11 protein-coding genes are annotated in these 10,564 nt (G+C 71.5%); 9 read left to right on the top strand and 2 right to left on the bottom strand.

Features of this window, described 5'->3' with window-relative positions; all coding sequences use genetic code 11:
• Positions 1-286: 286 nt before the first annotated feature.
• Positions 287-613: a hypothetical protein gene (locus ABZ078_RS33225; protein ID WP_356581512.1), complete on the bottom strand. Its 327-nt coding sequence runs from the start codon at positions 611-613 to the stop codon at positions 287-289.
• A gap of 248 nt (positions 614-861) precedes the next feature.
• On the opposite strand from ABZ078_RS33225, the gene ABZ078_RS33220 reads away from it, so the two are divergent.
• The 6 genes from ABZ078_RS33220 to ABZ078_RS33195 all read left to right on the top strand — a co-directional run bounded on the left by ABZ078_RS33220 (position 862) and on the right by ABZ078_RS33195 (position 7,013).
• Entirely contained in the window at positions 862-1,158 is a 297-nt protein-coding gene (locus ABZ078_RS33220; protein ID WP_356581510.1) for a metal-sensitive transcriptional regulator, read from the top strand.
• A gap of 33 nt (positions 1,159-1,191) precedes the next feature.
• Entirely contained in the window at positions 1,192-1,437 is a 246-nt protein-coding gene (locus ABZ078_RS33215; protein ID WP_356581508.1) for a heavy-metal-associated domain-containing protein, read from the top strand.
• Positions 1,434-3,965, top strand: a complete 2,532-nt coding sequence (locus ABZ078_RS33210) for a heavy metal translocating P-type ATPase (protein ID WP_356581506.1) — start codon at positions 1,434-1,436, stop codon at positions 3,963-3,965. Before ABZ078_RS33215 ends, ABZ078_RS33210 begins: the two co-directional genes overlap by 4 nt.
• Positions 3,966-4,021: 56 nt before the next feature.
• Positions 4,022-4,726, top strand: a complete 705-nt coding sequence (locus tag ABZ078_RS33205) for a response regulator transcription factor (RefSeq protein ID WP_356581504.1) — start codon at positions 4,022-4,024, stop codon at positions 4,724-4,726.
• The gene (locus ABZ078_RS33200; protein ID WP_356581502.1) at positions 4,719-6,104 is read left to right on the top strand and encodes an ATP-binding protein; all 1,386 of its coding nucleotides are present in this window, start codon (positions 4,719-4,721) and stop codon (positions 6,102-6,104) included. The genes ABZ078_RS33205 and ABZ078_RS33200 overlap by 8 nt, the downstream gene beginning before the upstream one ends.
• 165 nt (positions 6,105-6,269) lie before the next feature.
• Positions 6,270-7,013: a hypothetical protein gene (locus tag ABZ078_RS33195; RefSeq protein WP_356581500.1), complete on the top strand. Its 744-nt coding sequence runs from the start codon at positions 6,270-6,272 to the stop codon at positions 7,011-7,013.
• Between the two features lie 161 nt (positions 7,014-7,174).
• On the opposite strand, the gene ABZ078_RS33190 is transcribed toward ABZ078_RS33195, so the two are convergent.
• Positions 7,175-7,645 (bottom strand): heavy metal-responsive transcriptional regulator, encoded by a 471-nt coding sequence (locus ABZ078_RS33190; protein ID WP_356581498.1) that lies wholly within the window; start codon positions 7,643-7,645, stop codon positions 7,175-7,177.
• Positions 7,646-7,780: 135 nt separating this feature from the next.
• On the opposite strand from ABZ078_RS33190, the gene ABZ078_RS33185 reads away from it, so the two are divergent.
• The 3 genes from ABZ078_RS33185 to ABZ078_RS33175 all read left to right on the top strand — a co-directional run bounded on the left by ABZ078_RS33185 (position 7,781) and on the right by ABZ078_RS33175 (position 10,487).
• Complete coding sequence (locus ABZ078_RS33185) at positions 7,781-7,948, top strand: heavy-metal-associated domain-containing protein (protein WP_356581496.1); 168 nt, start codon at positions 7,781-7,783, stop codon at positions 7,946-7,948.
• A gap of 53 nt (positions 7,949-8,001) precedes the next feature.
• Complete coding sequence (locus tag ABZ078_RS33180; RefSeq protein WP_356581494.1) at positions 8,002-8,754, top strand: heavy metal-associated domain-containing protein; 753 nt, start codon at positions 8,002-8,004, stop codon at positions 8,752-8,754.
• A 587-nt stretch (positions 8,755-9,341) separates the two neighbouring features.
• Positions 9,342-10,487: a prolipoprotein diacylglyceryl transferase family protein gene (locus ABZ078_RS33175; protein ID WP_356581492.1), complete on the top strand. Its 1,146-nt coding sequence runs from the start codon at positions 9,342-9,344 to the stop codon at positions 10,485-10,487.
• The last annotated feature ends 77 nt before the right edge of the window (positions 10,488-10,564 follow it).

Here is a 10,564-nt window from a genome sequence, read left to right as displayed (position 1 = left end):
ATCGCGACGGCGGCGAGCACACCAAGGATCACCATGACCGCGTACCAGTGGATCATGAGCGGCCCGAGGTACAGGTAGGGACTGGACGGGCTCGGAATGAACGCCAGGGTCATCAGGGCTCTTCACTTCAGCAGATGAGGACGGTGGGGCACGCAGGCAAAGGGGTGCTGGTGCCTGGGCGGGTCGGGCCCCGGGTGCGGAAACTCCGCCCCCGGGGGGAGCCTGCCCGGCGCGGATGCGTCAGGCGGTGTGGTCACTGGCCGCTGCCGGCCATCGCCGGCAGCGCTCAGCCCGTGCCGGAGGGGCTGTCAGTCTCCGGCTGCCCGCCGTCGCCGGTGCCAGGCATCATGTCGCCGGACATCATGCCGTTGGACATCATGTTCTCCATGAGCTGTCGCGCCTCGGCGCGGTCGGCGGCAGGGAGCTGGTCCGTGCAGTGACGGATCATCGAGTCTGTGTCGATGTCGGCATGCCTGCCCGTCTCGGAGGTCTGGGTGGGGGAGGGCGTGGGTTCGGCTGACGGCGTGGCGAACGCGGTCGTGGCGCCGTACGCACCCAGCCCGCCGAGGACGGCTGTCGCCGCGGCCAGGCCGATCGTCCTGCGCTTGATCATCACTGCTCCTCGGTCCGTGCAGCGGTGGTACGGCTTCGACGCTAGGCAGGCGCTGTGAAGAGCCGATGAAGCCGCCATGTGCGGGCTCTGTGCGCTGCCGTTTTCCGGAATCCCATGGCTGTCGTGGCCGTCTTTACTGGTGTCGAAGCCGCCAGCGCGGCAACCCATGAAACCCCCCATACATCCGGCAGCGCCGGAATCGGCTCGCCGACAGCGGAGCTAATCTCTTAAGCAATTTAGGAGGCGTGGTGGACGGGACAGAGTTCACACGCGGGCCCCTGACGGGGGACGCCGCGGACGATGTGCTGCGCCGCCTGGCCCGGGTCTCCGGGCAGGTGCAGGGCATCTCCCGGATGGTGAGGGAGGGCCGGCACTGCGTCGAGGTCCTCGACCAGCTGGCCTCGGCCCAAAAGGCCCTGGACGCGGCGTCGCGCCAGGTGGTGCGCCACTACCTGGAGCACACCGTCGCCGAGGCTGCCACGGACGGGGGAAACGACCCGCGCATCTTCGACGAGCTGATGACGGTGCTGTTCAGGCACCGCTGACCGCTGCCGGGATCAGAACAAGGAGTGAGGTCCATGTCCAGTGTGATCACGTTGTCCGTCCCAGGAGTCTTCTGCGGGGGCTGCCGCCAGGCCATCCGCGGCGCGGTCGGCACCCTGCCTGGCGTGTCACCCGTGCGAGTGGATCTGGAGGGCAAGACGGTGACCGCCGCCTACGAACGGGCCACGGCCCTGTCCGGCATCGTGTCCGCGGTGGAGGACGCCGGTTATGCCATCGCCGGATACCGGGTCGGGCACCAGACGGAAAGGAGCGTGGCATGAGCGCCGCGGACATCGGGGTCCTGGTGGGGGCCGGCGGGCTGATCGCGCTGCTCGCCTGGTTCTTCTTCGGACCCAGGAGGACACAGCTGGCCCAGGTGGTGGGCGGCGTCCAGGAGATCGGGATCACGGTGAAGGGCGGTTACTCCCCGGATGTCATCCGGGTCCGCCAGGGGGTTCCGGTACGTCTGGTCTTCGACCGGCAGGAGAGCGGGGAGTGCACCTCGCGCGTGGTCTTCCCCGACTTCGCCGTGTCGAAGTCGCTTCCGGCGTTCGGCCAGGCCGTCGTCGAGCTCGTTCCCGACAAGGCCGGCCGGTTCGGCTTCGCCTGCGGAATGAACATGGTGCACGGCGAGCTGCTGGTCGAGACCGGCTCCGGCGACGGCGAGGCGGCGCCGGGCCCTGCGACGGAGGAGGTGCTACGCGTACCGCCCACTCCCGTCACGGGTGCTGAGGAGGCCGCTGGAACGGAGGACGCCGAAGCCGCGGCGCGGCAGGCGGAGATCCGGGATCTTTCCCGGCGGGTGCTGATCGGGGCGCTCTTGTCCGCTCCGGTCGCCGTGGCCGTCATGCTGCACGAGTTCTTCGGCGTCGGCGTACCGGACTTGCTGCTCAACCGCTGGTTCCAGTTCGCGCTCATCACGCCGGTGATGTTCTACACGGGCTGGCCGATCCACCGCACCGGGTGGCTCGCGCTGCGCAATCGCAGCGCCGAGATGAACACCTTGATCACACTGGGGACGACCGCGGCCTATGGCTACAGCCTCGTGGCCACCGCTGTGCCCGGCCTGCTGCCGGCCGGCGTGCGCGAGGTGTACTACGAGGCGGTCGGCGTGATCCTCACCCTGATCCTGCTGGGCCGCCTGTTCGAGTCGAAGGCGAAGGCCGGCACAGGGCAGGCCATCCGTGAGCTGCTGGGCCTGCAGGCCAGGACGGCGCGGGTGATGCGGGACGGCACGGAGATCGAGGTGCCGGTCGAGGAGGTCACCCCGGGTGACATCGTGGTGGTCCGCCCGGGGGAGAAGGTTCCCGTGGACGGGGTCATCGTCGAAGGCCGCTCCACGCTGGACGAGTCCATGGTGACCGGGGAGTCGATCCCGGTGAGCAAGACGGTCGGGGACGAGGTCGTGGGAGCGACCGTGAACCAGACCGGGGCCTTCCGTCTGGAGGCCACCCGGGTCGGTGCGGACACGGTGCTCGCGCAGATCGTGCGGATGGTGCAGCAGGCGCAGGCGTCCAAGGCGCCCATCCAGCGGATCGCCGACCTCGTCTCCGGTTACTTCGTGCCCGCGGTGGTGTTCATCGCGATCGCCTCGTTCGCGCTGTGGTACCTGGTCGGGCCCGCGCCGGCCCTGACGCTGGGGCTGGTGGCCGCCGTGGCCGTGCTGATCATCGCCTGCCCGTGCGCGCTGGGCCTGGCGACACCCCTGTCGATCATGGTGGGCACCGGCAAGGGCGCCCAGGCGGGCATCCTGATCCGCTCCGCCGAGGCCCTGGAGACCGCGCACCGGCTGGGCACGATCGTGCTGGACAAGACCGGCACCATCACCCAGGGCCGGCCTGTGCTGACCGACGTCGTGCCAGTGAACGGGTTCGCCGAGGACGAACTCGTACGCCTGGTCGCCTCCGCCGAGAACTCCTCCGAGCACCCCCTCGGCCAGGCAATCGTGCAGGGCGCCACCGAGCACGGCATCGATCTGGCCCGGGTGAGCGAGTTCGACTCGGTCACCGGCAAGGGCATCACCGCCACCGTCGAAGGGCGCAGCCTGCTGGTGGGCAAGGCCGCCTTGCTCAGCGAGACGGGCATCGACACCGCGCCGCTGCAGGCCGACGCCGACCGGCTCTCCGCCGAAGGCAAGACCCCCGTCTTCGCCGCCATCGACGGACAACTCGCCGGAGTGGTGGCGGTCGCGGACACGGTCAAGGAGGACTCGGCGGCTGCCGTGGCCGAGCTCAAGCGCCTCGGCCTCGAGGTCATCATGATCACCGGCGACAACCGGCGCACCGCCGAGGCCATCGCCCGCCAGGTCGGCATCCAGCGGGTGCTCGCCGAGGTGCTGCCCGAGCACAAGGCCCAGGAGGTGCGCCGCCTTCAGGACGAGGGCAAGAGGGTCGGCATGGTGGGCGACGGCATCAACGATGCCCCGGCCCTCGCCCAGGCCGATGTCGGCTTCGCCATCGGCACCGGCACCGACGTCGCCATCGAAGCGTCCGACATCACCCTCATCTCCGGCGCGCTGGGCGGGGTCGTCACCGCCGTAACCTTGAGCCGGGCCACCATGCGCAACATCCGCCAGAACCTCGTCCTGGCCTTCGTCTACAACACCGCCGGCATCCCGCTCGCGGCCGGCGCCCTCTACCCGCTGACCGGCTGGCTGCTCAGCCCGATCATCGCCGCCGCCGCGATGGCCGCCTCGTCGCTGTCCGTGGTGGGCAACGCCAACCGCCTGCGCACCTTCACCCCCAGGCCGCTTCCCACCGCCCCGCACCCGCGGCGGGCCGAGCCCGCCGCAGCAGGAGCGGCGGCGTGAGCAGCCAAGCCCGCAGCCGGGCAACAAGGACAACAAAAGAAGAAGGAGGAGCACACGTGACCGCGACCGTGCTGGTCGTCGACGACGAGGCGAAGCTGCGCGCTCTGGTACGCGACTACCTGGAGCGCGACGGCTACACCGTGCTCGAGGCCGGGGACGGCCGCCGGGCACTCGACCTCGCCCGCGGCGCCCACCCCGATCTGATCATCCTCGACCTGGGCCTGCCCGGACTGCCCGGCGAGGAGGTGGCCCGGCTGCTGCGCAAGGACAGCGATGTGCCGATCGTGATGCTCACCGCCAAGGCCGGCGAAAACGACCGGGTGATGGGGCTGCGCACCGGCGCCGACGACTACGTGGTCAAGCCGTTCAGCCCCCGCGAGCTGGTCGCCCGGGTCGAGGCGGTGCTGCGCCGCGCCGGGACCGGGCGCGCCGCAGCGCAGGAGACCGCCGCCGTCTCCTACGGAAGCGGACGGCTGCGGATCGACACCGAGCGCCGTGAGGTGCACGCCGACGGCCAACCAGTGGAACTGACCCGCACGGAGTTCGATCTCCTGGCCGCCCTGGCCTCGCGGCCCGGGCGCGCCTGGACCCGCATGGAGCTGGTCGGCCGGATCCAGGGCCACACCTTCGAGGCGTACGAGCGCACCATTGACGTGCATGTGAAGAACCTGCGCCGCAAGCTCGGCGACACCCCGCCCTCCCGCGTGGTCGTCACCGTGCCCGGCATCGGCTACAAATTCGGGATCGACCGTGATGCGTGACCTGCTGCGGGGCCGCTTCGCCCGCCGCCTCGCCCTGGCCTTCGCCGCCCTGGGCATCGGCGCGGCCCTGTTGACGGCCCTGCTCGTCAACACCGCCTTCAACGCCCGCTTCGATGACTACCTCGGCGCGCAGCAGCGGACACAGCAACAGCAGCTCGTCGGATGGTTCGCCGCCGACTACGTCCGGGAAGACGGCTGGAATCCCGCGACACTGAACCAGCTCGCGCCGACGGTCACCATGACCGGCTCCGAGGTGGAGCTCCTCGATCCGGCCGGGCGGCGTGTCTGGTCGCTCGCCGACGCCGATGTCGACGCTGCCACCCTCGCCATGCACCGCGAGATGATGGGCACCGGCGACCTCGGCCCTCCGCGCAGCGTGCCCATCGCCGTGGACGGACAGCAAGTGGGCACCCTTCAGGCCCGCGTCCCCCAGGGCGTGATCCCCGCGGTCGACAGGGACTTCCGCTCGGACGTCAACCAGCTGCTGATCGCCGGGGGCCTCGCCGCCGGCCTGGTCGCGCTCGCCGTCGGCCTGTTCACCGCGCGCCGGGCCACCGCCCCGATCGCCGAACTCACCCATGCCGCGAAGGACCTGGCGGCCGGACAGCGCGACCGGCGGGTCACCACGATCCCCGACAACGAGATCGGCCAGCTCGCCTGCGCCTTCAACACCATGGCCGACCGGGTCGAGAAGGAGGACGAACTGCGCCGCCTGTTCGCCTCCGACGTCGCCCACGAACTGCGCACCCCACTGGCCATACTGCGCAGCGAACTGGAAGCCGTCCAGGACGGCGTCCGTGAACCCACGCCCAAGGTCATCGCCTCCCTGCACGACGAAACCCTGCGCCTGGGCCGGCTCATCGCCGACCTGGAGACCCTCGCCTCCGCGGACGCCGCCGCCTTCACCCTCGAACGCCGCCCGCTGTCCCTTGCCTCCGTAGTCCGCGACACCATCACCAGCCTGGCCGGGCGCTTCTCCGAGGCCGGGATCACCCTGCGCACCGATGTCACGGACGTCACCGTCGACGGCGACCCGGTCCGCCTGCGGCAGATCGTCACCAACCAGCTCACCAACACACTCAAGTTCGTCCCCCGCGGAGGCACCGTCACCATCACCCTGCACCGGGACGACGGCTGGGCCGAACTACGCGTCGCCGACACCGGCCCCGGCATCCCCGCCGAAGACCTCCCCAAGATCTTCGACCGCTTCTTCCGCAGCCGCACCGCCCGCGCCGACGGCTCCGGCATCGGCCTCGCCGTCGCCGCCGAACTCGCCACCGCCCACAGCGGCACCATCACCGCCACCAGCACCCCCGGTGACGGCACCACCTTCACCACCCGCATCCCCGCCCGCTCCAAAGAGCCGGCGCACCCATAGCGGTTCGCGCCCTGGATGCACCGCCGCGCGCCGGTCCATGCCACCGCACACACCCCACACCTAACAAACTTAGGGATGCTGTGTGGGGTGGCGGGGCAGAGTCCCGGAGGATGCCGCCGCCCGGCTCGGTCCGGCGGCGAACCCGGGACCATGAGGGGCGTGGACATGCTGTTCATACAGGACTGGGCGCATGCACCCGACGAAGGGCAATCGCTGCCGGTGCCGGTCATCGCCGGGGCCGTCCTCGTGGCAGCGGCCACGCTGGCAGGCGCGTGGCTGGCCCGGCGGCGTCCGGGGCGGGAGGGATTATGGCTGGCGGTCGCCGCGGGCGCGCTCCTGGCGATCTCCGGCCTGCACCTCCTGCCCGACGCGTGGACCGCTGCGCGTGCGGCCGGGATTCCCCTCTGGGCGGTGCCGGCCGCTGCTGCCGCGTCCTTCGTGCTGTGCGGCCTGGTGGCGCGCAAGGGCTGCCCGTGCGAGCCGGAGACAGCGGGCGGCATGGGCACCGCCGGGGCGGTGGGCGTCCACCGCTTTCTGGAGGGCTCCGCCCTGGCCCTGGGCGGATCACCGGCAGTGGCCGCCGCCCTGGCGGTCCACGCCTTCGCCGAAGGACTCGCGGTCGGGGCCCTGCTGGGCTCCCAGCCGCGGCTGCGGACCGCTGCCTGGCTGACCGCGATGTGCCTGAGCCCCGCCGCAGGGGCGTGGGCCACCGGCCTCCGTCCCCTGCCCGCCGCAGCGGACCCCATACTGATCGCGCTCGTGGCGGGCGTCCTCGGTCAGGCCGCTTACATCAGCCTGACAGCGGCCTCACGCCACGCACCGGCCGGCCGCTACCTGACCGCCCGTGACGGCACGGCGCTACTGGTCGCAACCGGTGTCACCGCCCTGACGGTCCTGGGCGCCGGATGACCCGGCCCCGCACAGCCCGTCCTGTGGGCGTACGGGCGCTGACCGCGCGCTCTGGAGTTGAACCGCTGCGACGTTGACTACTGCCCGGCCTGCGCGGCAGCCTGCCTGGCTACGACGACCGCATTGCGGCGCTCACCACCAGGCGCGGAAGGGGCGTGCCATCACGGCATGCCCCTTCCGCCGTTTCCCGGCGACGGAGCGGTCTCCGGTCCGGGGCTCGCCTCGATGATCTGGCACACCACGGCGTCGCCGCCGGCCCGGCGGACCTGGTCGGCGGTGCGGCGGGCGGCCAGCAGGGACCGGCGCAGCTGCCGCAGGTCGGCCAGGGTGCGGTCGATCTGGGTGATGTGGGCGTCGAGGAGCTGGGTGACCCGGCCGCAGGGCTGGGCGCCGTCGCGCTGCAGGGCGAGGATGTCGCCGACTTCGGCGAGGGTCAGGCCGAGGGTCTTGGCCTGACGGATGAAGTGCAGCACGGCGATGTCGTCGGCGGTGAACAGCCGGTAGCCCGCGTCGGTGCGCTCAGCGGGCGGCAGCAGCCCCTTGTCCTCCCAGATGCGGATCGCCTTACGGCTCACCCCGGCCTGCTCCGCGGCCTGGCCGACCGTGTAGAGGTGCTGGTCAGCAGCGGTCATGGCGCCCTCCGGCGGTTCTGCGGGATTCGGTTCCCTGCCCAGTCTTGGCCTGGCCCTTGGGGCCAAGTTCCAGCGTCGCACTGTGAGGCGGGAACGCGCGAGGTCTTCCCGCACCAGAGCAGGAAGGAGCCGGTCATGACCGAGCGGATGGTGCTGAAGGTACAGGGCATGGACTGCACGGGGTGCGAGCAGCGGCTGACGGCCGCCGTGCAGCGCGTAGAGGAGTGCGCGCGTCCTCAGCCGATCACACGGCAGGGGTGTTGGAGGTCGAGCTGGCTGCTGGTGCGGATCGCGATGCGGTGACCGCGCGGGTGGCCGGGGGCGGGCTACACGGTCACCGAGGAGGAGGTGCGGTCATGACCACGCTGATTGATCGCACCCCGGACTGGGCGGCCGAGCCGAGCAACCTGCCCGGGCACGCTCGGGTGCGGGCCAGGATCGCGGGGCTGCACTGCTCGCTGTGCACGGGCACGATCGAGAAGGCGCTGGGGCGCCAGCCCCGGGTGGCGAAGGTCGCGGTGAGCCTCACCCATGAACAGGCGCTGGTGGACTACGACCCCGACCGGATCAGTGGCGCCGAGATCCTGACGACGCTGCGGGACATCGGTTACGACCTGTACGACCCGCGCAAGCTGCGGCCCTTCGAGGAGGAAGAAGCCGTCCTGGTGCGCGAGGGGGTGCGGTGGCTGGCCGGCGTGGCGGCCAGCCACGGCTCAAGGATCGACGACAGGGACCGGCGACCGCCTGGGGCCTGTGGGCCGCCCAGGCCCTCGCTGCGCTGCTGCCCTGGTCTACGCCCTCGGCGACAGCCTCCGCGGCGTCGCCGGACCGTCGGCGCGGCGCCGACACCAGGGAGGGCGGTGAAGCCCGTACCGCGTTACGGCCGGGATGGCCTTCGCAGGGGGAGCCGCGTCGATGTGGCCACGGTCCGGGTAGCCACTGCCAGGCCGGTAGGGCCCGGTCTACGTGATCATCACCTTCCTTGTCTCGGCCCAGCGGTGCGACGGCAGCGGCCCTGCGCTGGGTGTCCAGATGCCCGGCAATGGGCCCCAATGTTGCACAGAGCGGGCACATGGGCGCTTCATGGCTTCTTCATACCGGCGGCCTAGCGTCGGCGCTGCTCGCTGAAGGCGGCGGAACCCGGGATCGGACAGGGCGTCCTCGAATGGGCCCGTCTGGCCGGTCTCGTTGGACCGTCCACCCGTCCACCCGTGCACGGCGCACGGTTGCTCCGGCAGTCGCCGCGGCCGACTGCCGGGCGAGCGGCACCGGATCGGCGCCGTGCCGTACGTGATCAATGGCCCGTGTCCGGCCAGGGCACCGTGCGGCAGGCATCCGCGACCGAGAAAGGGCCAGGACCATGGCTGAGAGATCGTGCAAGCAGACGGCCAAGGCCCGGAAGCAGCGGACGGAGGCAGGAAACTCCCGGGCTGCGGCTTCCAGGGGCGGCTCGGCGAGCCGGTCGAGTACGTCGACGACCGCGGCGCCGCAGACCAGTACCTCCGTTCCCGCCACGTTCGGGCGCGGGACGGCTGCGGGGCCTCGTGCGGTGACCGGTACGGCCGGGGTCGGGAAGTCCCGGAAATCCGCGGAGTCCGCGGCGTTCGGGAAGGGCGCGGAGAACTGGAAGCCCACAGTGCATTGGAAGGCCGGGGAGCCCTGGAAGCCTTTGGAGCGCACGGAGTCGGGGAAGTCCGTGGAGCCCACGGAGTTCATCGAGCCTGCGGAGTCCGTGGAACAGAGCCGGGAGGTGCTCGGCGCACGCGCCGCGGGCGGGGGATGCGCCGGTCTGATCGCCGAGGCCGAGCCACAGGGTCTCGGTGCCACCTACTGGTTCGATGCCGCCCCGTCCGCCGCCCCGTACTCGGTGACGATCCGGTTCACCGGGACCCGCATAGGGACCGAGGGGAAGCCCGGGTCCGGTGACCGCTTCGAGCAGGTCGAGCGGGTCTCCGGCATCACCGAGGGCATGGGACGGATCGCGGTCACCGCCCGCGTGCAGCAGGGCATCAACGCCGGAACGTGGCGTGTCACGGCGACCCCTGCCGTGCAGGTCGGCGAGGGGACCCCCGCCTCCGACTCCGCTCCGAGGCCCGCCTCCCTGCCGCGTACCGTGACGACCACCACGACCCGGCTGTTCCCCCTTGTCCACGGCCCCGGGGCGCGGCCGTTCGTCTGGCCCTCGCTGGTCGGCCTGGGCGTGGCGGTCGCCATCGCGGTCCAGGCCGCGCTGCTCGCCCGGACGAACGTGAACGTGGTGGCCGCGATCCTGATCTCGCTGGCCGCCTGCGTCATGGGCTACCTCGCCGCGAAGTTCTATTACCTGGCACTGCACCGCAAGCATCCCCGCCACTTCGTCACCGCCGGCACCTGTATCCAGGGTTTCCTGGTGGGCGCGGTCGGCACGCTCGGGATCGCCGCTGCGGTGTTCCAGCTGCCTGTGGGCACCTTCCTGGACGCCACCACCCCGGGACTGTTCTTCGGCATGGCCGTCGGACGGCCCGGGTGCTTCTTCGGCGGCTGCTGCGCGGGACGACCCACCGACGCGCGATGGGGCCTGTGGTCCTCCGACCGCCGCCTCGGCATCCGCCGCCACCCGGTCCAGCTCGTCGAGGCGGCGGTGGCCCTCGTCCTCGGCGCCGGGGCGCTGGCGCTGACGCTCACGGTCGAGGTGCCGGTCGGCGGAACGGTCTTCATAGGTGCGGTCGCCGCCTACACGTTCATCCGGCAGCTGCTGTTCCCGCTGCGCGCGGAATCCCGTACGCCCAGGGGCCGCGCGCTGACCATGGCAATCTGCGCGGTCGTCGTCGCCGCTGCTCTCGCGGTGTCCGTGGCCGCCTGAACATGCCGGCGTTTCCGGAGCCCCCGCAGCATCTCGCCGCCTGACGGGGCCGGGCAGTGGTGACCCGGCGTCCGGTG

The sequence above is a fragment of the Streptomyces sp. NPDC006385 genome (genome assembly GCF_040612485.1).
Classification (GTDB): domain Bacteria; phylum Actinomycetota; class Actinomycetes; order Streptomycetales; family Streptomycetaceae; genus Streptomyces.
Note: the sequence above shows the minus strand (reverse complement) of the source record. Positions and strands in the feature narration are given on the sequence as shown.

Bases quoted from the DNA above. Each gene is read 5' to 3' on its own strand.
- ABZ078_RS33190 (WP_356581498.1), bottom strand. From the start codon at position 7,645: ATGACCGCTGCTGACCAGCACCTCTACACGGTCGGCCAGGCCGCGGAG.
- ABZ078_RS33180 (WP_356581494.1), top strand. From the start codon at position 8,002: ATGACCACGCTGATTGATCGCACCCCGGACTGGGCGGCCGAGCCGAGC.
- ABZ078_RS33200 (WP_356581502.1), top strand. From the start codon at position 4,719: ATGCGTGACCTGCTGCGGGGCCGCTTCGCCCGCCGCCTCGCCCTGGCC.
- ABZ078_RS33185 (WP_356581496.1), top strand. From the start codon at position 7,781: ATGACCGAGCGGATGGTGCTGAAGGTACAGGGCATGGACTGCACGGGG.
- ABZ078_RS33225 (WP_356581512.1), bottom strand. From the start codon at position 613: ATGATCAAGCGCAGGACGATCGGCCTGGCCGCGGCGACAGCCGTCCTC.
- ABZ078_RS33195 (WP_356581500.1), top strand. From the start codon at position 6,270: ATGCTGTTCATACAGGACTGGGCGCATGCACCCGACGAAGGGCAATCG.
- ABZ078_RS33215 (WP_356581508.1), top strand. From the start codon at position 1,192: ATGTCCAGTGTGATCACGTTGTCCGTCCCAGGAGTCTTCTGCGGGGGC.
- ABZ078_RS33210 (WP_356581506.1), top strand. From the start codon at position 1,434: ATGAGCGCCGCGGACATCGGGGTCCTGGTGGGGGCCGGCGGGCTGATC.